A 22,856-nucleotide genomic window follows, 5' to 3' on the forward strand; every position below is an offset into this window, starting at 1 on the left:
CTGCGTTAAAGTCGGATGGTCATGCCATCGGCCAGAGAGTAGCGATACGCGCGATAGGCAGGTATTAATCCAACCAACAGTCCCGTTCCAATAGCCGCCGCCAACAAAAACAGTTCGTGTGACGAAGGGGGGTGTATAGGGAGAAAGAGTCCAAGCTGCGTTTGAATGATAGGCCGGGCGATCAGCTGTGCTAAATAGAGCGCAGCAACGCCTGTAACTGATGCAATAGTCATAACGGCACCCGCCTCCCCCATAAACAAGACAAAAATGTGCCAGGGTCGAGCCCCCACAGAACGTAAGACCGCCATCTCGCGCCGCCGTTCATTGAGGCTGGTAAGAATCGCGGTCGCCATACCACTTATACCTACCAGCACAACCAATATCGAAATCGCCAGCAACGCCTGCTGGGCAATGGCCATGGTATCCCATAGCTCCTGCAAGGCCACACCGGGGAGTGCAGCTAATAGCGGTTCTTTCGGATATTCATTGATGTAACGTTGAACACGAAAGACGGCCAGGCGCGACTTCAAACCCACAAGGACGGCGGTAATGGTCTTCGGCTGCAGATCCAGGAGCGACGTCTTGTCCACGGTTTTAGGTTGTTTTAGATCCAGTGCGCCATCTTTCCAGCCTACATGAATCGCTTCAATGCCTTCCAGACTGACATGCACGGTTCGATCAACAGGGGTACCGGTTTTACGCAGGATACCCACAATACGGAAGGGCTTGTCGGCGTGCTGAACAAAGCTCACCTTACCCGTTCCATGGGCGAGTACAATCTCCTGCTCCAGCGAATAGCCGAGCTCTTTGGCGACATCGGCACCTACTACGGCATGGTAAACAGTGGAAAAGGGTTTGCCCTGAGAAAACTCAAGCGGCTGCTGATCGCCATATTGATAGTGGTTGAAATAATCGAGATTGGTGCCCAGCACCCGAAAGCCCTGATGGGAATCACCCAACGAGAACGGAATGGTCCATGCAACGAGTCGGTGATCTTTGATCTCCTCATAACTCTTCCATGACACATTGTTGGTCGGATTGCCGATTCGAAAAACCGAGTAAAGCAAAAGTTGAACGGGACCGCTTCGTGCGCCAATAATCAGATCCGTACCTGAGATCGTACTGGCAAAGCTTTCACGCGCATCATTGCGTATACGCTCCACACCGAGTAACAGCATGATACTCAGTGCAATCGAAAAGACCGTAAGGGCAATGGTAAATTTTCGGTTTACTATACTTTTAAAGGCCAGCATAAGGATGTGCATAGTAATTCTCGCTAATTCACGCTGTTGTTAATGTCGGCAAGCTGGACACTGCGATCAAACTGGGGCTCCAGCGCTGAGTCGTGACTAACAAAGACAAGGGTCGTGTTTTGCTCAGCACACTCGTTCAGCAACAACTTGAGAAAACTGGCACGGCGATCTGCATCCAGGGCCGAGGTCGGTTCATCGGCAATCACCAGTTCCGGGCTGCCAATCAGCGCCCGGGCGGCCGCCACACGCTGCTGTTGACCGACACTCAACTCGGTAACAGACCGATGCAACAGTTCCCTTGGGAGATCGAGATGATTCAGCAGACGCTCTGCTTCGTCTTGAAGCGAGTGGCCACGGTTTTCGATATTCTGTTTGCGTCGCCTTGAAAATCGACAGGGTAACAGCACATTTTCAACAACAGAGAGATAGGGAATCAGATTGAACATCTGAAAGATAAAACCAATATGCTCCGCACGAAATGAATCACGTTGGGCATTACTCAAGCCATTCAGCTGCTGACCCAACACCGTAACCGTCCCTTTCTGTGGTAGCAAGACACCACCAATCAAACTAAGCAATGTACTTTTACCACTACCGCTGGATCCCATTATAAAGACCCGCTCACCACGCTTGATCTGCAGCACTGGCAAGTTGAGTACAGGTGCCGCGTCCTTGCGCCATTGGAACGCAAGATTTTGAATAGTGATGGCATCAGTTTCCATCATCATTTTGAATACTCCCTGTAGGCAGGAGGCTGAAAAACAGCCTCCCCGCTACTGCCGGGCCTACTGAAGATTAAGAATAGGGTTATCGCTTTCCAGCTCCGTTCCGGTCTGACCGGCTGGGGTAATCATCTGGACCTGCAGATGCTCCGTTAACGGGAACATCTTAAATAGCGTTAGCGTCAAGGACTTTAGCTGCATCGGTTCAGCACAGGCAAAGAGATATGAAACATCAAAGTCCGCATGACCTTCTTCAGCATCATGATTGGCGTGTGTTTCCAGCAGCGCTGATTCAATCTTTACCTGTTCCAAAACACATTTTGCTGACGGACTGGGCATAAAAATTCGACTGCCGTCACGCAGCAAGTCGCTACTGTGTTCCAGCTGTTTCTGTTCGTCATCATTTCTGGCGGGATGTTCAAAACCCACAACATTCATAGCCGGAATCGACAGGTCCATCATCAAGGTGTTTTTTTCGACGACCACGTTGAGTTGGCCGCCACCGTGTTCATGTACACCATGCTGACGGTTTTCTTCTGAATGTACAGACAACACCATGCCAAAGGTCAGCAACAGTAGCAGGGTAATTTTGGAATAACGCATTTTGTATCTCCGATTCAAACAACATCTTAACTCTTTCATTTAAGGCTAAGAATGTGTCTAGGAACTAATAATTTCAAATGTTGACGATCAGGAGATAAACGGCGGGGCACGTGCATCAAGCAAACGAACATGGGGAAGAATAAGAATAAGGTCATGACCTACCAGAGAAAACGCGCTCGACAGGATTGGAATGGCCGGGAACCCAACAGGGATGATACTTGTACTGTTCAGTGCGCCAAATTCGCATATCTGACACGCCACATCATCGCCCAATCCCTCATCATGATGGGGGGCATGTAACGCGAAGGCCGCCATGCCCCATAGCAGCAGAAAGATTAGCACAGGAATAACCGTGCGACGGCGCGCGACTATAGCGCTCTGACCAAACCGGTGTATCTGCATATAGAGGGTAATCTCGTATACCGAATAACAGCCATCAGTAGGAATCGGTTAATGTTATAATATAACACATACTATCAGATAAATATGCGCAATTATTTTGTCTCTGTATTGCGGCACGCTCCAAACTACCCTCAGAACTTGCAAGCGCCTTTATCCCGACACACCGCTGATTAAAAAATCAGGCATGGATGGATTAGCCCCGATGTGGGGCAGGCAGTTGATCTTCACGTCGGCGTGTTCAGAGACTGCTTTGTTGATCTCCCTGGGTATATCCTCAGCCACATGCCGGCCCGCTGAGAGAAAATAGGGCACGATGGTGATCGCTGTAGCACCCGCCTCAATACAGCGGCGAATTCCTGTTGGTATATCCGGCTCGGCGATCTCCAGAAAGGCACTGGAAACAGAGTCAAATTGACTACCCGCAATGGCCTCAATCTTCCTGGCCAAATCCTGAACTTCCTGATTAGAGGCTGTCCTTCGACTTCCGTGCGCAATGAGCAAGAGTGCATGCATTTAATAATCTCCTGAATTCACGATGAGATGTAATCCAGGTCATTTATTGTACTGTACAAAATGACCTGGATTAGGCTAATCGTGACATAAATATTATATTTGTACTAGACATTTATGAGTTTATGCCTATAATACGACTCATGCAGCGCCGAAACGGCCTGTTTTGTACAACACAAATTAGGAGAGAGATCATGTCACGCTTTGAACTGCAACTGCTGGAAACCGAACGTCAAAACGATCAGATGATGAAAGATATCGAGAGCCAAGGGAGTGAAATTCTCCACTCGGTTGTACCTGGTAGCCGTCTGCACCAGATCATCCATAACCCAATTACAGAAGGTATCGATGAGGGCTAGTCGTACTTGACGGCCAATACTTCGTCACAAATCTTGAGGTGTCACCATGTTCATACGCAGCACGATTGCAACTGCCCTCGCCCTGACCGCACTGGTCGGTTTCTCGACCGGCTGGCAGGCCACGGCTTCCGAGACAAACCATCCGAAAGTATCCGGAAGAACGATCTGCGGTGATCATGGATCCTTCAAGATCAGACGCCTGAGCAGTGACCAGGTGGATGACGTGTGTGAGGTGTATAAAGGCAAGGTGATGCTGGTCGTCAATACAGCCAGCCGCTGCGCCTACACGGATCAGTACGACGGACTTGAAAAACTCTACAAAAACTATCAAGGCAAAGGGCTTGTTGTAATCGGTTTCCCTTCCAATGACTTCGCCGGGCAAGAGCCGGGTACAGAGAAGGCGATCAAAGATTTCTGTCGCCTGACCTACGGTGTTCAGTTTCCGATGTATGAGAAGACCCGTGTTGTCGGTAAAGAGGCAGCGCCAATCTACCAGGCACTCTATCGTGCCACAGAGAGCGCACCACGCTGGAACTTCCACAAATATCTGATTGATCGTAACGGTACAGTTATTGAGAGCTATGGCTCATCTATTGAGCCACAAAGCAAACAGCTGATCGGTGCAATCGAACGGTTGCTCTGAAAGGAGAAATGATCATGGCAACTCAACAGATTATTCTTAGAGAGCGGGCTTATTGGCTGGGTTATCTTGGCCTGTTACCGATTGTTGCAGGCGCAGGTTTGCTGGCGATACAGGTAGACAGTCCGGTTGTGACCACGGGGATCCAGACTTATGCCGCTGTTATTCTCACCTTTGTAGGCGCCGTTCATTGGGGACGCTCACTGGAAAATCTGGAGATAGAGACCCTGATTCCCTCAGTGGCACCCTCCCTACTGGCCTGGTGCACGCTGTTTATGACGCCACTGATTGCACTGCCGCTACTGGTGCTTGGTTTTTTCAGCCAGTACATTTTTGACGCGAGGCAATCACAACTCAAACACTGGTATAAAAACTTGCGGCTACAGTTAACGCTGATTATTTGCGCGCTGCTGAGTCTGAGCTGGTTACTGATCTAACGGGAGTAGACAATGAAGATTGCCATAACAGGTGCCACTGGTTTTATCGGACAGCATCTAACCCGTGCCTTCAAAAGCGAGGGTTATCACATGATTCAGATCGGGCGGAATGATTTCGCCCAGGGCACAGATTATCTGGTTGACAAGATTCGTGGTGTACAGGTGTTAATCAACCTGGCAGGTGCACCAATCAACCGCCGCTGGACAGCCGCTTACAAGCGGGAAATCTCTGCAAGCCGAGTGGAGACAACCAAGCAGTTGGTGGATGCCATCGAAACACTTAGTCATGAGCCTGGAAAGCCTGTGCCTGAACAGTTTATCTCCACCTCAGCCATTGGTGCATTCGATTGCGAAGGACATTACACCGAGGCGGACACACCCAATGCCAACGACTTTCTTGGCGAGGTATCCAAACAGTGGGAAGCCGAGGCGAAGCGGGCAATAACCTTTGGCGTACCAACGAATATATTTCGATTTGGTCTTGTGCTGGGACAAGACGGTGGACTAATGAAACAGCTGATGCTCCCCTTCAAACTGGGGCTGGGTGGACCACTGGGCGATGGTCAGCAACACTTTTCCTGGATTCACATTGATGATCTGGTCGGGGCCTATTTTTTCATCATAAAGCACCAGCCAAACGCAGATATGTTTCATCTCTGCGCCCCAAACCCTGTCACCAATGAACGATTCACCCAGACACTCGGCAAAGCACTGCATCGATCCACGCGATTCAGAGTACCCGGCCTATTTCTCAAGCTGGTCTATGGAAAAGGTTCCGAGGTGATGTTGTCAGGCCAGTCGGTGACCTCCAGCCGATTGACGGAAAGTGGTTTCTGCTTCCGCTATCCAGACATCACCTCGGCTATTTGTGCCCTGGTTGATGAATCAGCTCATCCACGGACTGAGGCTGATCTCGACCGTTCAATACAGCGGCACGGATAAACAGTGGAGAGCCACAAGAGAACTGATAACCGTGAGTAAACAAGGAACCGCCATCGTATGGTTCAGAAGAGACCTACGACTGTGTGACAACCCCGCACTCTGCGAAGCGGTGAATAACTGTAAATCAGTTATTCCTGTTTATATTCATGCGCCCGAAGAGGAAGCGCCCTGGCTGCCAGGCCAAGCGAGTAATTGGTGGTTGCACAAAAGCCTGAGCGCACTGTCTGATTCACTCCAGCACGCTGGTTCTGAACTGATCATCGCCAAAGGACCGTCTTTGACACGCTTGCAGGAAATCGCATCAAAAACCGGTGCAACCCATCTCTACTGGAACCGTCTCTATGACCCCATGACCCAGGCTCGTGACAGTGAGATCAAGCAAGGCATGGGTGAGCAGGGCCTCCACTGCCACTCTTTTAGCAGTCAATTACTGATTGAGCCAACAACGCTCAAAAATAAGCAAGGAACACCTTACAAGGTATTTACCGCCTTTTGGAAAGTGGCTAGACAACGGTTACAGGAGATGACCCCACCCTTGCCGCCAATCAATAAACTGTCAGCGCCAAAAATCCCCTTTCCATCCCTGCCCTTATCGTCACTTGAGTTGCTCTCCAAATCCGCCTGGTACAATAAATTTGAAACATTCTGGCAACCCGGTGAACGCGGCGCCCATAAGCAGTGGGAGCAGTTTCTATACAACAGTCTGCCCTACTATGATGAGCAGCGAAACTTCCCGGCAGAGGAGCACACAACCCGCCTTTCACCCCATCTGCATTTTGGTGAGATCACACCTAAACAACTGTTCTGGACACTGCAACACGAAAACGACCAATCACCCGGCCTCAGTCAATCACTGGATCGATTGAGCGCCCAATTAGGCTGGCGGGAATTTGCCCACTACACCCTGTTTCATTTTCCACACACCGCAACTGAATCAATGGATAGCCGATTCACAAAGGATCACTGGAATAACAGCCCGGATAGCCGGGAACAACTCGAACGGTGGCAACGAGGTGAGACAGGGATACCGATTGTGGATGCGGGCATGAAGCAACTCTGGCAGACCGGCTGGATGCATAACCGGGTGCGTATGATAGTCGCATCACTATTGACCAAGAATCTGGGAATACATTGGCTGGAAGGCGCTCGCTGGTTCTGGGACACCCTGGTGGATGCTGACCTGGCAAACAACACGCTCGGTTGGCAGTGGACAGCCGGTTGTGGTGTAGATGCTGCTCCCTACTTTCGTGTATTCAATCCGGCACGGCAAGCCGAAAGATTTGATCCTGCAGGTCGCTACATAAAAACCTGGTTACCAGAGTTTTCATCTGCAGACAGTCATGAATTAATAAACGGACGACAGCCAGCCAACAATCGGTTGAGCTACCCATTACCCATGCTTGATTTGCAAAAGACACGCAAGCAGACGCTTGAACGCTGGCAGCGGATAAAAACAATGCCTAAGCCACCTGCACCACACTGAGCAATTTTAGTTTTATAGTCTATTGGTTCAGCAGCCCTTGTACTGAAACAAGTAAACCGATCAACACCATTATGATCAATGCCACAGACCAGCGGTTGAGTGAACGTTCATACCAGCTGAAATGACTCAATACGAATTTTGGCGAGAAGCGCTTTGTTATACCCTTGCGTAAACGGGTTGAGTAGATATCCAGATACTGAGTCGCCTCCATTATCGCCGAACTGCCCTGTTTAAACTGTTGCACGATAAAACCGGATGTCAATTGTGAAGGCTCAGTCGGTTTATAGAAGCGACTCAACCAAGCTATCAAGAGCATACTGGCGAATAGCAGGAGGAAACTAAATGCAGTGATCGCTGAGAGGAACTTCAGATTTGGAACAGCCGTCACCAAGGCAACCGCTACCAAGCCAGGAAAGAGATACCGATTAACACTTCTGCCCTTATGACTTGTTTTCAGGACTTTTGAATATGAAGAATCTTCAGCGGAAGCCAGCAACAGAAAATGAGTGCGCCATAACAAGAACATCATTATTCCTGCACCAATCCAGAGTGATGTCACTGTTAGGCTATTTGCTGAATCAAAATGTCTAATCAAACTGACAGGTGCCACTGCCAGGAGAAAAATAGCCAAACAAACGGTTAATGCATAGCTGTGTTTCAATGTTGGCTTATGCTTAAGCAGACCTTGTCCAATCAACAGTGCAGACATCACTAATCCCATTTGTATGACTGCCAAAACAAGACTCCTGCTCATCGACAACCAGAGTTCTGGCTGGATCAGTAAAGCTGCCACGATCGACAGCCAAAGCGCAGTCACTGTCATAAGAATAACGGCTAAAACACCGCGCCGATGAGTCTGACGCACGCCTAATAGCAAGGCGTAGCCCAACATCAGCCATGCACCCCACTGTAGAAGCGCTCCAATTGCCGGATAGTAAACCTCACCCAAAGGGAAAAGTCGCAACCAGGCAATAAAACCGGCACTAAAAATAAAACTGATCAATGCAGGCCGTAAGGCCAAATGTGATGTGATAAAGACGGGAATCAACCAAAAATGTAAACCAAGCAAACCCATCTTTGCACCTAGCCCAAACAGCAACAGACCAAACTGTACATTCATCTGTTCCGTCATTACAAAAGCTTGGCGCATCGCGTCAAAGTCAACGGAGACGGCATGCATTCCCAGCAGTTGTAGCAATTCAAACAGCACAATATCGCCAACAACCAGTACAACCAGCATGACGTTGACCGCTTCCCGTGTGGTTCTATTTTTCTCCTGGGCAAGCAGCCCATACAGTGAATAACCCGCCAGGGTTGTTGCAGCCATAAACATCAGCACATCACCGGCCAGAGGCATCAAGAAACAGCCGGCCATGGCTAATAGCTTAAATACGACTTTCTGTTGTGCGTACAGAGCCCCCGAATACGCCTGATGCAAAAGACCGGTTGCCAGCCAGAGCATTGCGCTCATCAGGAGAAATAACCTTCCGGTGTTGTCAAATAGCAGATAACTATTGATGAGCATGCCTGGCAGTTGCAGCTTGCCATCATCCAACAGCAAACCAGCCAGTAATGCCGGCAGTGCGGCCCACGGTGCTATTTTTATTGCGACTCTTTGGGTGACACGTATAACCACGCCCAAGGCCAACAATAGCGGCACGATGATGATGAGCGGCAGCAAAAAGGGAGCCTCAATCATGGTTGATAGAACTCCCGTTCCGCGATTATTTTCGCCCACTCCAGCGGACTAAACGGTAGCCCCGTCAACAAGCCGGCTGCCAACGCCATAAGCGCCGTGATCAGAGGTGGCAATAACAAGGCCCAGGCAGTCTCCTGTCTGCCAAAATGGTGCTCTTCAGGCCAGCTTTTCGGCGTGGGCTTGAACCAGGCAGAATACAGAATGGGTAGAAAATAGGCACAATTTAACAAGCTGCTGCCCATAAGCACCAACAGCACCCAATCCTGACCTGCTTCCAGTGCACCAACCCCCAGATACCATTTACTGATAAAACCGGCTACCGGTGGCGCGCCTATCATACCAAGCGCACCGATTGTGAATGCCGCCATGGTCCAAGGCATTCGTCGCCCTACCCCGTTCATTTCACTGACCTTGTGAATACCCAGCGTCTCAGCCAGATTACCGGCACAAAAGAACAATGTAATTTTCATCAGTCCCTGATGTACCAGATGCACCACGCCTCCGATCGTCGCGATAGGACCTGCAATGGCGACGCCCAGCGCAATATATGAGACTTGGCTGACGGTTGAAAAAGCCAGCCTACGTTTCAGATCATCCTGGAACAGCGCACGCAATGAGCCATAGATAATAGTAAACGCCGCTATCCAGGCTAATGGTGTAGTAACACCGAGATCGGCTGAAAACTCCACACCAAATACATCATATATCACCCGTACAATCCCAAACGCACCAGCCTTAACCACGGCGACTGCATGTAACAACGCACTGACAGGCGCAGGAGCCACCATCGCCTGAGGTAACCAGCCATGCAGTGGAAACAGCGCTGCTTTCACACCGAGTCCGGCTATCAGTAAAGCAAAAATGATTTTCAATGCCGGATAGTGCTGGGGATCTATTTGGCTGAGAAAACCACGGGGGGTAAATTCCAGAGTACCCGTTAACTGATACAACCAGACCGTCCCTAACAAAATCAGTGCACCGCCAAAGATGGTATAGCGCAGATAGGTTTGACCAGCGCGACGCGCTGTATCTGTGCCACGATGGACAATCAAAGGATAGGTTGCCAGCGTCAGCAACTCATAAAACAGCAGAAAGGTAATCAGGTTTCCTGCCAGGGCCACACCCACCGTGGCGGTCACACAGAGACTGAAGAAACCAAAAAAGCGACTGCGATTAGGCGAACCTTCTAAATAGCCGATGGCATAGACTGTTGTCACCAACCAGAGAATCGTCGACAACGCCACAAAAAACAGTGACAAGGGACCGGCCCGCAAAACAAGGTCGAGATCAGGTAACAGTGCCAGGCGGGTTTCAAAATGATCACCCTGGTAAACACCCCAGATCATCCAACTGACCAACAGCAGTTTAATCACTGCGCCGGTCAAGTTAAGGAGCGTACGCCATCCCACCCGTTCTTCTGGCAGGCCAAAAATAATAAGACCGGGCAGCAGTGAACTGACGACCACAAACAATGGAATCCAGGCATGCCAGTTCACTGCCCTGCTCCCATGAGTTCAACAGTCTCTCCGATACCCAGTATCAGCATCAGGGGCGACGCGAGAAAACCGACGACAATGGCGGCGACTGCTAATAGCAAGGCAGACCACTCCATGACAGCGGGCACCCCTTTGGGCTCATGGGTCACGGGGGCTTGAGTAAAGGCAAAACCCAGAACCTTGAAGATATAGGCTGCCGCTAACACTCCGCCGATCATCATCACAAACACCAAGTCCCAGCGGCCTTGATTTAGCGCTTCATTCAGCAATAACCATTTACCAATGAAACCACCACTCGGTGGCAGCCCCATGATACTGACCCCGGCGAGCGCAAACGCGCCAACGGTTATCGGCAGTCGCTGCACAGCCCGATCCAGATCAGCAATGCGATCATGGCCACCAAAATGCATCAGATTCCCCGCCACCAGAAACATGGCCGATTTGGCCAACGCATGTGAAAGTACCAGATAGGCCACGGCACTCCAGGCAGAAAAAGTCCCTATCGCAGCAAGTGGAAATACCAAAAACAGATACCCCACTTGGGAAACCGTTGAGTAGGCAATCATTAATTTCAGGCGTGTCTGTTGCAGGGCCTGTAATGAGCCCCAAATGATGGCCGCCATGCCTAAAGCCCCAAGCAGGTCATCAACCCCTTCCGTACGCACCGAAAAGATCTCCAACCACAACCGTAGAAAAATATAAAAAGATGCCTTTACAACCAATGCAGAGAGCAATGCACTGACCGGTGCCGATGCACTGGCATGAGCCTTGGGTAGCCAGAAGTGAAGCGGAAACAATGCCGTCTTAAGTGCCAAGCCCGCACAGATTAATCCCAGTGCAGCCCACACTGGCGGAGTAGATTCCAGTCGTTCTGCTAACAAAGGAATATCGACCGTACCTGCGGAGTGATAAAGCAATGCCACTCCGAGCAGATAGCAGAGTGATCCAAGCAGCGTGGCCATCAGGTAGCGCATGGCACCGTCCAGTGCCGCCCCACCCCCAGACAGTGAAGCGAGTCCCACCCCTGCCAGCCCGACTATTTCTAACGTCACGTAAAGATTGAATATATCGGCAGAGAGGAACAGGGCATTAAGGCCGCCCAAGAGCAGCAGCCAGAGCGGCCAAAAACGACGCGCCTCATCCTGATCAAAATAATCCAGGGCATAAATACTGACGCCTAGCCCCACCAGGGCAGTGACCATCAGCATAAACAGACTCAATCCATCCGCGTACAGATCAATTCCCAGCGGTGCGCCCCACCCTCCCACGGCATGATGATAAACACCCGTGGCCAGCAACTGATCGCCCAAGCCAACTACAGATAGGGCAACTGCGCTAACCGTTGCAAGGCCAATAAACTTTACTGCACTAGGCCATAAGAAACTGCACAGACCACCGAACAGTGGCAGGAGAATAAGCAATACACCCCAATGCGCATCTGTTAATAGATCACCCATCAGCTGCGATCTTTGGGTGCATCATGCAGCACCGCACTGCCGCTCGCTTCCACCAGCTTAAGCATTAATGTCAGTGCTAATGCCGTTGCAGAAACGGCCACCACAATACCGGTAATCACCATGGCATGGGGTACGGGATCAGGCAGTTCTCCTGCACTCCTTTTTCCCAGCGCCACCAGCATAAGAAAAATACCACTACCCATTATGTTGAGCGCCAGTATTTTTCTTAACAGGTGTTCCCTGACAATCAATCCATACAAACCAACTGAGAAAAGGGTGATACCCAATAGGGCATAGATCATTGGGCTATTCATTGATCCACCCTCGACTTGGGAACTCCGCCGAGAAAGAGTGCGGCAAGGGTCGCCCCTATCGAAAGTGTGGCCGCACTCTCAAGTAACAGAATCATCCAACCGGCCTGCGCAACAGGATAGGTCAGTAGACCTCCCTGTATCAATAACAGTACTGCAGCCATAATGATGAAGACACCGGAGCCCAGTATGAGAATAAAGCGCAGCGGCCAGAGCAAGTATTTTTGTTCGACGTGCCAACCGGAAAGCAGTAACAGAACACCAGCTGCACCCAATACGGAGCCAGCCTGAAATGCGCCCCCCGGGGCATCTGCCCCAACCCATAATAAATAACATGAGACCAAAATCAGAACTGGCACCAACACGCGACAGAGTGAACCTAAAATAGGGTTAGTGCTTCTGGGTGAAAGCTTTCTTTCTCCACCCAACGACCAGACAGATAACAGGGCCAGCAGTAAAACGACCATCTCCAGCAGCGTGTCATAACCACGAAAGTTCAGCAGGACGGCCGTGACTGGATTTTTAACCCCGCTTTGGGCCATGTTCTCCTTAACATTCGGAGTCAAACCATCCGCTATCTCAGGTAAAGATAAAAGCGCATACCCCAAACCCAGGACTATCAATACCAATGCAATCAAGGGCAACACTTTGGAAGAAAGGCTCAATTGCTTACGTTGAGCCGATGCTGCAACCTTCTGTATCGGTTTTACCGAGCTCAATCGGTCTAACGCCGCCATCATCAGCGCACCCGTTAGCCCCGCACCAATGGCGGCTTCAGCCAATGCAATATCAGGCGCCTCCAGCCTGACCCACACCAAGGCCATGAGAAGTCCAAATGCCACGAATAAAACAATGGCCCTGAACAGATCCTCTGAACTCATAACCAGCCATGCCAGCGAGAGCACTAAAAAGACGAGTAGTATGTCAAACAGACCCAAGGCAAAATCTAACGCTTCCAAGGTAAGACGCCTCGAAGCAACGCACCCCGCGCAATCAGGTAAGCCACACTGGCTCCTGCCAGCAAAACCAGCCCCCAAATCAGCACAAGCTTTCCAGCAACACTTAAAGACTCCGCCTGCAATGCCAGTCCAGTAATCATCAAGCCAAGCCCCACATTGTCGGCCTTGGTCAATGCGTGCAGGCGAGTATAGAGATCAGGAAAACGTAGTAAACCAACCGTTCCAGCCAAAAAGAACAGAGCCCCTGCCAAAAGAAACAGCATTGAAAAGAAATCAATCAATATCACGCGCCTCCGGCATCGACCAGGCACGTTTCACAAATGCAACGGCCGTTACTGCAGCCAACAGAGCAAACACCAACGCCACATCACGCAAGGCATTACTCTTAGCAGCTTCCGCAAGAAGTAACAGAATTGCTACAGCGGTTGTACCAAAAAGCTGCGCGGCCAGCATGCGATCGGCAACCCCAGGTCCCCGTAATACCCGCCACATCCCCACTGCCAGATTTGCCAGGAGAAATAGGGCTAAGGAAATGTAAAGCATCTGCATCTGTTATTAATCCACCAACTGGACCGGCGTAACAAAACCCGGAGGTTTGACGGCAAGAACAGAGCAATCAATTTGATTCAAGATAGTCTCAGCCGTATTACCCATGATAAACCCAGGTATGCCAGTCCGTCCGACCGTACCCATAATAACTAACTCAGCATCAATCTCTTTGGCAAGGAGGGGGATCTCCTTACTGGGCCACCCTTTAATCAAGTGTTTCTTTGGTTTTAAAAAGTCAGTAGCGCTGTCACCCAGTTGATCTACCATCTCCTTCACATTCTGATCCAGTGCTTTTGCATGTTGCCCTCGAACCTGCTCAACATAGGCCGTGATCTTTTCCTCTTCGGTATTCATGAACGCTCCGCGTAATGCGCTCTCCCCAATAGGATGCCACACATGAACAATATTCAACTCTGCAAAATCAGAGAGTGCCAATGAGCCAGCCATATCTAAAATCTGCTTATTTAGCGCATGCTCAGAAACCTGCTCATCATCTGGCTTATCCTCTTCCGTATCGATGGCCGCAAGAATCCGTTTATAACTCTTTGGGGCCTGAGACTTTATAAGCCATACTGGGCAAGGGCACTTGCGCAGCAGATGCATGTCATCACTGCACAACAGGCGATCAACCCAGCTCTGACGAAGTGGTGTTTTAACAACCAGATCGTAGTTGTTTTTCAAGACTTCCCTGATGATTTCTAGAAAAGGGGTTCCAACCAATAGCTTGGTTTGAATTGCGAGTTGTTTGCGAAAAGGGGCCACCCGCTTCTCCAATGCCAACTGATGAGCTTGGTTAATTGTTGCTTGGAGATCAATTGATATCGGACCAGCATCTGGCATACCGATCCCAACCGTCATCTTATCAACCACATCCACCACTGTTAGGTTGGCTTGATTATTTTTAGCCAGTGAGACAGCACGCTCGAGAGCACGACAGCATGACTCCCTATTTTTTTCAATGATACATAAAATGTTCTTAAATCGATTCATAGTAATTCACCTGCGCCAGTATTCTGTACCGGAACCGAAAATAGCTCGGCCACCTTTTCCTCAAGTAGCAAATAATCTTTCATGTAACTGCTTTGCTGATCAAGTACGTGCATTTTCAATCGATTGTTTTCCAGTGTTGCGCTTAGAGTCCCAGGCAACAGACTCACCATATTGGTCATAAAGACCTGAGGCGATCCGGGTGGAAGTCTTAGCGGACACTCAACTAGAATGGGATCAATCGGCATACTCGGCTGTAAGGCGCGTCTTGCTACATCGACACCGCCAAGGATAGATTGTTTCAAAAAAAACGGGATCAACATCACCAGTTTAAAATAACGAATAGTGAAATGTGTGGCAGGCTTCTTTGCGGCCAGTGTTGCGAGCACAATTGCTCCCCCTCCGATCAGCCATGACTGAAGTGCACCATTAGTCATTACCCACCAGACAAGTGCAAACACCAACACTTTCATAAACATGGGAATTATGCCTTTTATCCAGCTCATAGTTATGATCCTAGAATAAATCCATCGTAATGTGTAGCTCAAGAAAAGATAAATCAAAGCTACCATTGGTGCCATCGATTATGGATAGCTTCAAGTTCAGGTAACTCCGATTAACTGCACTTATCCGCCAGCCGATCCACAACTAACCAACAGAATCAGATATTAATGACGAAGATCAGACTTCGCATGGAACTATTAGAAGATAATGGCTCTAATAGAGTAAGCCGTAATCGTGACGCTCACTGCTCATACGAACGGTTGATTAAGGTCTGTGCACTAGCTGCAGCATTGGTCTATGGGGAGGCCGGAATGAACATGTATTACCGCTTTTTTATCATCCTGGTTGCACTCACCACGCTGGCCGGCTGTGCCAGTAGCGGTCTTACGGGAACAACTTATTCCCGCAGCGATGCGCGAAAAGTACAAACAGTGAAGTACGGAACGATTGAGTCCGTTACCCCTGTCACTATCGAAGGGCGAACAGATGGCATCGTAGGTACTGGCTCTGGTGCCATTATTGGTGGTATTGCCGGAAGCACTGTCGGTGGCGGAAAAGGCCGTAGCATTGCTACGGTTGTGGGTGCTGTAGCAGGTGGCTTGGCAGGTCAGGCAGCCGAGAAAAAACTCACCACAAAACAGGGACAGGAACTGACGATTAGATTGGAGTCAACGGGGGATATCATCTCGGTTGTACAAGAGGTTGAAAATGACCAGTTTTTCAACCCTGGGGATCGTATTCGACTGTTACAGCATGGAGGAAATACCCGAGTCACTTATTAGTCGTAAGTGGCTATCAATAATTTTTCCTTGAATGGCTACACCCTCTCATGGGTCTCATAGCAGGACAATCAAGTAAGGTTATCCAATGAAAATAATACAGGCGATCATTACAACTACCAGCATTCTGCTATTGACCGGGTGCGCATGGGTAAAACCCACACCTGAAGGAGAGAAAGTGAGGGTATTAGATGCTGATGAGGTGACAAGCTGCAAAGAACTTGGCACCACAAATGTATCCTTGATCGATAAGATAGCGGGCATCAACAGAAATGCGGAAAAAGTCCAGAAAGAACTCGAGACACTGGCCCGCACCAGTGCAGCCAAAATTGGTGGTGACACTGTTGTTGCTGATTCGCCCGTCGAAGATGGTCAGCAGCGTTTTATTGTCTATAGATGCGTCGGAGTCACCAAGTGATTAACACTACTCTCCCCTCATACAACAAGGATAGGAAATAGCTGTTTAATACCATTGGCTATTACTTCAACCGCAATAGCTGCAAGTATTAACCCAAAGATACGATTAAGAATATTCAGACCGATATCACCCAGCCGCTTTCCGATCGGCACAGCAAGACTCAGGACTAACCATAAAATGGCAGCCACCAAGAGTATGCTCGCCACAACCATCGCCGCATGGTAGGGTGCAGTGGAGCGGTGCATGCCAATAATAACTGTACTCATGGCGCCCGGGCCCGCAAGTAAAGGGATAGCCAGTGGCACTACACCCACTGAGGTAAGACTGGCAGCCACCTCCTCTTCATGTGGCGTTGAGCGTACGGGATCAATTCGCGCCTGAAGCATAGCTAACGCCATCAGAAAAAGAACAATTCCCCCGCCTACACGAAATGATCCCAGACTGGTTCCCATAAAGGCCAACAGTCCCTCACCTGCAAATGCGGTGACGATAAGCGTGGCAGCGACGGTAAAGATGGCAATTCGCACCACACGGGCACGATTCTGATGGGAGTACCCTTTGGTCATACTCAAAAAGATGGGTATCGCCATAAAAGGGTCCATAATGACCACCAGGGAGGTGATAAAGCGGGAATACTCTGTCCAGTTTTCCATATTTCTAAACCCTTTAAACGAATCAGCACGAAATTGTCTGATTCTGGTCATTTTTGAACTTTCTTTTGATTGACTTAATCTGACTGTGTATGGGGATGATGTCATCAGCCCTATCAAAACAGAACAACTTAATAGCAAAAAGGATAACACTCTTCACATGAACCCTGAATGCAGCTTGCCCAAGCAGTTCCTGTATAGGCATTGGGTTCTGATATTGATGAGTTGGTTTTCACTGAATGCTACAGCACTCAACGCCGCTGAACCGCTGATTGAGCTAAAAGGTGTGTCCGCAGAACTGCAAACCAACCTGCGAGCCGGCCTTTCTTTGACAACTGAAACCTGTGATGCCCCTGCCTGGAGAGTCAAGCGACTGTTCCGCCGGGCAGACAATGAACTGGATCAAGCTGCCAGGGCACTCGGCTATTATCAGATAAAGGTTGAGAAAAACCTGCAATTCCAAACAGATTGCTGGCAAGCCAATTTTGATATTAATCCAGGGAATCCGGTTTATCTCAATGAAGTTGAGATCACCATCCTGGGTGAAGCACAGAGTGATGCGACCTTCGGTAAATTGCTGCAAGCCTCACCGGTAAAAAAGGGCAGCAAAGTACACCATGGACAGTATGAAGCACTGAAAGGCGATATTGAACGTATCGCTGCGGAGCACGGATATTTTGATGGCCGTTTCATCCGCAGCGAACTTAAAATAGACCCACAGGCAAACCAGGCATCCATTGTACTCCACTATCAATCTGGCCAACGTTTTCGTATCGGACAACTGGAGATAAACCAGCAGACATATGATCCCGAACTCTTGGAACGCTATATCAAGATTCACGCTGGCGACCCCTATGATTCCACAGCACTGTCCAATACCCATCGCGGCCTCGCAGATAGCGGCTACTTTCAAAACGTCTCGGTTAAACCGGACTTCAAAGGCGCAAAGGATGGGACAATTGACGTGCGGGTTGAATTGGAGCCAGTTAAGCGGATGGCCTATCGAATTGGTCTGGGTGCCGCCACCGACACAGGCCCTCGATTTAGTCTCGGTTATGAGCGACGGCGCCTGAACCGCCTGGGTCATCGACTGGAATCTAAGATTGTCTTATCCCAGGTAGATAGTTCTCTGGGACTGGAGTATCTGATTCCCGTCCAGCAACCCCATATTGATCAGATCAGTTTTCGTACAGGCTATCGACACCTGGATACCGATACCACCACCAGTAACACGGCAACCATCGGCGTACGGGCCGTGGGTAGCCGAAACGGCTGGAGTGAGACACGTTATCTGGACTGGATCTCCGAAGAATCCGACATAGGCAACGAGACAACTAAGGCCACACTGCTCGTCCCAGGGATCAGTTGGTCGCAGACCAAGGCAGATAATAGGATGCTGCCACGCAAAGGCTATCGACTAAGCCTGGAACTTAAAGGCGCTGAAGAGGCGCTCTTTTCCGATGTACGATTCTTTCAACTCCAGGCAGCCGCTAAATGGATTTATCCCTTGGGTGCGGGGCGCCTGTTAATACGTGGTGATACAGGACTTACATTAACAGAAGAGTTTAACCAACTCCCCGCCTCCTACCGTTTCTTTGCCGGTGGTGATCAGAGTGTTCGGGGTTATGGTTATCAGGCACTTGGCCCAAAAGATTCCGACGGAGAGGTTGTGGGTGGGCGCTATCTGCTCAGTGGCAGTATAGAGTATGAGTATCCGATCAAGGACGACTGGTCTGCCGCACTTTTCGTTGACGCAGGCAATGCGGTCGACGGATGGGATGAAGGGTTGAAACGATCAGCAGGCATGGGTCTTCGCTGGCGCTCGCCAGTCGGTCCTATACGCCTGGATCTTGCCATACCAGAAGATACCAGCGAGGACAGCTTTCGTATTCACTTCTCCATGGGGGCGGATTTGTGAGGCGCCCTCTGCTTACCCTGACCACGTTAGTGCTTCTGGGTTTACTGGCGACGAGTGCCTGGCTACTCGGCACTCAGGCCGGTAATCAGCGCCTGTTGAATTGGACAATGGGCGACACACTACAGATCCAATCCTATCAAGGGAGTCTGCTTGAGGGTGTCACACTGGGCGAACTCAATTACCGCGATAAAGATCAACAACTGACCATTCAATCACTGCAATTTCAATGGCGCCCCCACGCACTGTTCCGTGGTCTGTTGCATGTTGAACAACTGCAGGCTTCCGGCATTCACTACACTGCAATAAATCCGTCCACAGAGCGCAAAACGACTGCCCCACCCTCTCTTCCCGTCGCGATCCAACTTGATCAACTTGAGCTTGCGGATATTCAGATCACATCCGCAACAGATACCGAACACATTGATCTGGTTGCCTTACGTGTCGAGACAACTGAGAAAACGCTCAAGCTCTCCGAACTAAAACTCAACTATGCCGGCTTTACCGCTAGCGGTGATGGTCAACTGAAACTGATAGAGAACTACCCCTTTCAAGTCAGTATCCAGTGGCAGGGTGAATTACCGGAACTGGGGAAAGCCAACGGTGCAGGAACAATCAAAGGGGATCTCAATAGTGTCACGATTGATCACAGCACAGATACCCCTTTCACGCTCAGCACTCGTGGCCAGATTACACTCGCAGGCAACGAACCCACCCTGCAACTGGAAGGCGATTGGCAACAGGCACAATGGCCACTCCAGGCAGCCAGATTAAAAAGCGTTACTGGGAATTACCGGCTGAGTGGCGCACTCAGCGAGCCACTGCTTGAAAGTGGAGCCGATCTATACTTTCCCGGGACCGAAACACCCCCTGTAACACTGAAGCTCAAAACTCAACTGTCAACTGCAGGGCTTAACGATCTCAGTGCGACCCTGCTCGAACAAGGGGACAGATCAACTCCCGCCCTATCGCTCAACGTGCAGGGGACAATCAAGCTACAAGGCGATGCAGCTGAACTGGATATCAAGGGCAACTGGGAAAAAGCCCGCTGGCCACTGCTGAGCGCGCCCCAGGCGATCAGCCCCAGGGGTGATTTCACCATTCAGGGTCCACTGCAACAGCTTCGACTGGATAGCAACAGCACACTCCAGTTCCCACAAAAACAGGCACCTGACATGGCGGCTCGTCTGCAGGGTCTATTGAGCCCCACGGGCATGCAAGCGTTGCAACTTGATGCCACTCTTCTGGGGGGGAATACCCGCGCGACAGGTCAGCTGAGCTGGGCCCCTGCACTTAACTGGGATCTCGCTTTCACTGGCGAGTCCCTCAATCCTGCGCAACAGTGGCCGGAGTGGCCGGGCAAGCTGGCGCTGGAAGCCGCGATCAAGGGAGGGGAAGACCCACAGGGAATCTGGCTGGATGCCGATTTGAAGAGCCTTACCGGCATCCTGCAACAACAGCCGATCAGTGCCAGCGGCCAAGGACACTATGATCAGTCGGGACTCAAGCTGCAGCACATAAAACTCAACAGCGGACCTAACCAACTCTCAGCCGAGGGGTCAGTAGGCGACACGCTGGATCTCGACTATCAGCTCGATGCACCGGACCTGAACGCCTTCTGGACCGCATTAAAAGGCTCCCTATCGGCACAGGGCCAACTGACGGGAAAAATCTCCGCACCTGAAGTTAATGCCACACTGAGGGGCCAGGGCCTCGCTTATGAGGCGCACAAAGTCGATCAGATTGATGGGCACCTGGTCTGGAAAAAAGGTCAGGCAACGGGAGCACTCACAACGAAAGGGCTGCACAGCGGAGACTGGCAAGGGCGATCACTCGCATTGACACTCAAAGGCCGACCCGATGCCCACCGACTCGAACTGTCACTGGACGCACAAACAATCTCCGTAAACACATCACTTCAGGGCGGTTGGCAGAATCATCAATGGCAAGGAGAGCTTGCCACACTCTCCATCACCCAACCACAGTTAGGCCGATGGATAACCCAATCACCATCACAACTACTGGCCAGCACCTCACAGGTAAAATTGACCAAGACCTGTCTCACCCAGGGCAACGCACACTTCTGTACCAGTGGTGCCTGGACACCTGATACCAGCCGCTTTGAGGGTAATCTCTCCGCACTACCACTGAAACAGATACTGCACTGGCTCCCGCAAGAGGTGGCCGTAGAAGGCAATCTTGATGGTGATTTCCAACTGGCCGGCCCACTCTCAGCACTACAAGGCGAGGCCAAGCTCTTACTTGCTCAAGGGGTACTGCTGCTTGAAGCAACAGAGGAACAACCGGTTCGATTGGCCCTACAGGATGGTCTGCTGTCACTTCGCATGTCACCGCAGGAAAACCAGGCCGAGTTGCAACTCCAGGCCGGAGAAGGACAGGTAACCCTCTCGGCAAGGACGGGGCCACTCTCCAGCGACCGGCCCATACCACTCGCAGGCCGATTGAATGCAGAGATACCCGATTTAAAACCCATCGGCTTGCTGGTTCCTGGACTAACTGACATTCGCGGAAAGCTAGAGACAGAGGCCACGCTTGGTGGGCACCTTCTACAACCGGAGATACAGGGCTTTTTAAAACTCAGTGAGGGATCTGCCAATCTCCCACAACTGGGGCTGGAACTCAGGGAGATTCAGCTTACCGCCAGAAACGAAGGGACTGAGCGCCTGCTTTTGCAGGGAGAGCTGACATCGGGTGGTGGGCCACTCAAGCTAAACGGTGATCTGCTGCTGCAAGCAGAACAGGGCTGGCCTCTAGCCCTTACACTCAAGGGCGAAAACGTCCAGGTGGTACGTCTACCCGAGGCGGAAGCCTATGCCACCCCCGATATGGAGATCAAACTGAAAAAGGATCTGCTGACGCTAAAAGGGACGCTCCTGCTACCCAAAGCCACCATTCAGTTGAGAGAACTGCCAAAGAGCGCGGTGAGCCTGTCGGACGATGAGATCATCGTCGGCCGGATTGAGCAGACAGCCAAATCGTCACCTTTGGTAATCGATGCAGAGGTCTCGGTTGAAGTCGGCAACCAAGTACAATTCAATGGATTTGGACTCAATACCCGGTTGGAAGGCCAGGTTGATCTTCGCAGTAAACAGGGCCGCAATCAGGCCCAGGGTGAACTCGCGCTTAAAGAGGGACGCTACAAGGCTTACGGTCAGGATCTCACCATCACCCAGGGGCGCCTGTTATTTAACGGCCCACCCGAAAATCCAAACCTCGATATCAAGGCAACCCGCCTCTCTCTCGATCGATCTGTCACCGCAACACTGGGAGTGAGCGGCAATCTTCGCGTACCCCAGGTGCAGGTCTCAAGCACACCCGTGTTACCCGAGGAAGAAGCCCTCTCTTACCTGATCACCGGCCAGGGACTTTCCGCAGAAGGCCCGGGTAAGGCCGCACTGCTACGTCAGGCGGTAGCCACAAAGGGACTGGAAAAGAGCCAGGAGATCCTGGACCGTATCGCCACAGGATTGGGTGTTGATGAAGTGAGAATCCAGGAAGGAAGCAGCCTTGAAGACACCGCCCTGCTATTGGGAAAATACCTGTCACCCGATCTCTATGTCAGCTATGCGGTAGGCCTGTTTGATAACCAGGGTGCACTGATCACACGTTACCGATTGAGTGAACGTTTGCGACTGGAAGTTCAATCAGGAAAAGGCCAGAGTATGGATCTTATTTATGATGTGGAGCGCTAATACGTGCTCTTCGTCAGCGGCTATAATCGGGTTAAGGGAAACACTATCTGTCTCAAGGAGAGCGAACA

Annotated in this window: 24 protein-coding genes; 9 read left to right on the plus strand and 15 right to left on the minus strand. The window is 50.6% G+C overall.

Annotated features, from left to right (window positions below; all coding sequences use genetic code 11):
• Positions 1-5 precede the first annotated feature (5 nt).
• From FHP88_RS03660 to FHP88_RS03680, 5 genes are all read right to left on the minus strand, one after another.
• Positions 6-1,265, minus strand: coding sequence for an ABC transporter permease (locus tag FHP88_RS03660; RefSeq protein WP_144357630.1), 1,260 nt, complete (start codon positions 1,263-1,265; stop codon positions 6-8).
• 11 nt (positions 1,266-1,276) lie between these two features.
• Positions 1,277-1,981, minus strand: coding sequence for an ABC transporter ATP-binding protein (locus tag FHP88_RS03665; protein WP_144357631.1), 705 nt, complete (start codon positions 1,979-1,981; stop codon positions 1,277-1,279).
• 57 nt (positions 1,982-2,038) lie between these two features.
• Positions 2,039-2,578 (minus strand): DUF2796 domain-containing protein, encoded by a 540-nt coding sequence (locus tag FHP88_RS03670; RefSeq protein WP_186297584.1) that lies wholly within the window; start codon positions 2,576-2,578, stop codon positions 2,039-2,041.
• Positions 2,579-2,665: 87 nt separating this feature from the next.
• On the minus strand, positions 2,666-2,980 hold the full coding sequence (locus FHP88_RS03675) for a hypothetical protein (RefSeq protein ID WP_144357633.1): 315 nt from the start codon (positions 2,978-2,980) through the stop codon (positions 2,666-2,668).
• Positions 2,981-3,130: 150 nt separating this feature from the next.
• The gene (locus FHP88_RS03680; protein WP_144357634.1) at positions 3,131-3,493 is read right to left on the minus strand and encodes a sirohydrochlorin chelatase; all 363 of its coding nucleotides are present in this window, start codon (positions 3,491-3,493) and stop codon (positions 3,131-3,133) included.
• A gap of 191 nt (positions 3,494-3,684) precedes the next feature.
• Here FHP88_RS03680 and FHP88_RS19085 point away from each other — a divergent pair, with 191 nt between their 5' ends.
• From FHP88_RS19085 to FHP88_RS03700, 5 genes are read left to right on the plus strand one after another with little or no spacing between them, the layout of a single operon-like run.
• Entirely contained in the window at positions 3,685-3,849 is a 165-nt protein-coding gene (locus FHP88_RS19085) for a hypothetical protein (RefSeq protein WP_186297585.1), read from the plus strand.
• A gap of 46 nt (positions 3,850-3,895) precedes the next feature.
• Positions 3,896-4,492 (plus strand): glutathione peroxidase, encoded by a 597-nt coding sequence (locus tag FHP88_RS03685; protein WP_144357635.1) that lies wholly within the window; start codon positions 3,896-3,898, stop codon positions 4,490-4,492.
• 14 nt (positions 4,493-4,506) lie between these two features.
• Positions 4,507-4,926, plus strand: coding sequence for a DUF3429 domain-containing protein (locus FHP88_RS03690; RefSeq protein WP_186297586.1), 420 nt, complete (start codon positions 4,507-4,509; stop codon positions 4,924-4,926).
• A 12-nt stretch (positions 4,927-4,938) separates the two neighbouring features.
• The gene (locus FHP88_RS03695) at positions 4,939-5,868 is read left to right on the plus strand and encodes a TIGR01777 family oxidoreductase (protein ID WP_144357637.1); all 930 of its coding nucleotides are present in this window, start codon (positions 4,939-4,941) and stop codon (positions 5,866-5,868) included.
• A 31-nt stretch (positions 5,869-5,899) separates the two neighbouring features.
• Complete coding sequence (locus FHP88_RS03700) at positions 5,900-7,351, plus strand: cryptochrome/photolyase family protein (RefSeq protein WP_260843151.1); 1,452 nt, start codon at positions 5,900-5,902, stop codon at positions 7,349-7,351.
• Positions 7,352-7,370: 19 nt separating this feature from the next.
• On the opposite strand, the gene FHP88_RS03705 is transcribed toward FHP88_RS03700, so the two are convergent.
• Genes FHP88_RS03705 through FHP88_RS03745 form a run of 9 tightly spaced genes read right to left on the minus strand, consistent with a single transcriptional unit; the run spans position 7,371 to position 15,315 of the window.
• Positions 7,371-9,050, minus strand: coding sequence for a hypothetical protein (locus FHP88_RS03705; RefSeq protein WP_144357639.1), 1,680 nt, complete (start codon positions 9,048-9,050; stop codon positions 7,371-7,373).
• Positions 9,047-10,546, minus strand: a complete 1,500-nt coding sequence (locus FHP88_RS03710) for a complex I subunit 5 family protein (RefSeq protein WP_144357640.1) — start codon at positions 10,544-10,546, stop codon at positions 9,047-9,049. Before FHP88_RS03710 ends, FHP88_RS03705 begins: the two co-directional genes overlap by 4 nt.
• A complete protein-coding gene (locus FHP88_RS03715; protein ID WP_144357641.1) occupies positions 10,543-12,003 on the minus strand; it encodes a complex I subunit 5 family protein in 1,461 nt (486 codons plus the stop codon). Before FHP88_RS03715 ends, FHP88_RS03710 begins: the two co-directional genes overlap by 4 nt.
• Positions 12,003-12,317, minus strand: a complete 315-nt coding sequence (locus FHP88_RS03720) for a sodium:proton antiporter (protein WP_186297587.1) — start codon at positions 12,315-12,317, stop codon at positions 12,003-12,005. The genes FHP88_RS03715 and FHP88_RS03720 overlap by 1 nt, the downstream gene beginning before the upstream one ends.
• Positions 12,314-13,273 (minus strand): Na(+)/H(+) antiporter subunit B, encoded by a 960-nt coding sequence (locus FHP88_RS03725; RefSeq protein WP_260843152.1) that lies wholly within the window; start codon positions 13,271-13,273, stop codon positions 12,314-12,316. The genes FHP88_RS03720 and FHP88_RS03725 overlap by 4 nt, the downstream gene beginning before the upstream one ends.
• Positions 13,261-13,557, minus strand: a complete 297-nt coding sequence (gene mnhG / locus FHP88_RS03730; RefSeq protein WP_335341551.1) for a monovalent cation/H(+) antiporter subunit G — start codon at positions 13,555-13,557, stop codon at positions 13,261-13,263. Before mnhG ends, FHP88_RS03725 begins: the two co-directional genes overlap by 13 nt.
• Positions 13,547-13,822, minus strand: coding sequence for a monovalent cation/H+ antiporter complex subunit F (locus FHP88_RS03735; RefSeq protein ID WP_144357643.1), 276 nt, complete (start codon positions 13,820-13,822; stop codon positions 13,547-13,549). The genes mnhG and FHP88_RS03735 overlap by 11 nt, the downstream gene beginning before the upstream one ends.
• 6 nt (positions 13,823-13,828) lie before the next feature.
• Positions 13,829-14,812 (minus strand): universal stress protein, encoded by a 984-nt coding sequence (locus FHP88_RS03740; protein WP_144357644.1) that lies wholly within the window; start codon positions 14,810-14,812, stop codon positions 13,829-13,831.
• Positions 14,809-15,315 (minus strand): Na+/H+ antiporter subunit E, encoded by a 507-nt coding sequence (locus FHP88_RS03745; protein ID WP_186297588.1) that lies wholly within the window; start codon positions 15,313-15,315, stop codon positions 14,809-14,811. The genes FHP88_RS03740 and FHP88_RS03745 overlap by 4 nt, the downstream gene beginning before the upstream one ends.
• 165 nt (positions 15,316-15,480) lie before the next feature.
• Between FHP88_RS03745 and FHP88_RS03750 the strand changes: the two genes are divergently transcribed.
• Both FHP88_RS03750 and FHP88_RS03755 read left to right on the plus strand, forming a co-directional pair.
• Positions 15,481-16,095, plus strand: coding sequence for a glycine zipper 2TM domain-containing protein (locus FHP88_RS03750; RefSeq protein ID WP_313957279.1), 615 nt, complete (start codon positions 15,481-15,483; stop codon positions 16,093-16,095).
• Between the two features lie 85 nt (positions 16,096-16,180).
• On the plus strand, positions 16,181-16,510 hold the full coding sequence (locus FHP88_RS03755) for a DUF4156 domain-containing protein (protein WP_144357646.1): 330 nt from the start codon (positions 16,181-16,183) through the stop codon (positions 16,508-16,510).
• A gap of 17 nt (positions 16,511-16,527) precedes the next feature.
• Here the strand turns inward: FHP88_RS03755 and FHP88_RS03760 are convergent, their stop codons facing one another.
• Positions 16,528-17,214, minus strand: a complete 687-nt coding sequence (locus tag FHP88_RS03760; RefSeq protein WP_186297589.1) for a MarC family protein — start codon at positions 17,212-17,214, stop codon at positions 16,528-16,530.
• Between the two features lie 166 nt (positions 17,215-17,380).
• Here FHP88_RS03760 and FHP88_RS03765 point away from each other — a divergent pair, with 166 nt between their 5' ends.
• On the plus strand, positions 17,381-19,078 hold the full coding sequence (locus FHP88_RS03765; protein ID WP_186297590.1) for an autotransporter assembly complex protein TamA: 1,698 nt from the start codon (positions 17,381-17,383) through the stop codon (positions 19,076-19,078).
• Positions 19,075-22,788, plus strand: a complete 3,714-nt coding sequence (locus FHP88_RS03770) for a translocation/assembly module TamB domain-containing protein (protein ID WP_144357649.1) — start codon at positions 19,075-19,077, stop codon at positions 22,786-22,788. The genes FHP88_RS03765 and FHP88_RS03770 overlap by 4 nt, the downstream gene beginning before the upstream one ends.
• Positions 22,789-22,856: the final 68 nt, after the last annotated feature.

The sequence above is a fragment of the Sedimenticola selenatireducens genome (assembly GCF_007625115.1).
Classification (GTDB): domain Bacteria; phylum Pseudomonadota; class Gammaproteobacteria; order Chromatiales; family Chromatiaceae; genus Sedimenticola; species Sedimenticola selenatireducens_A.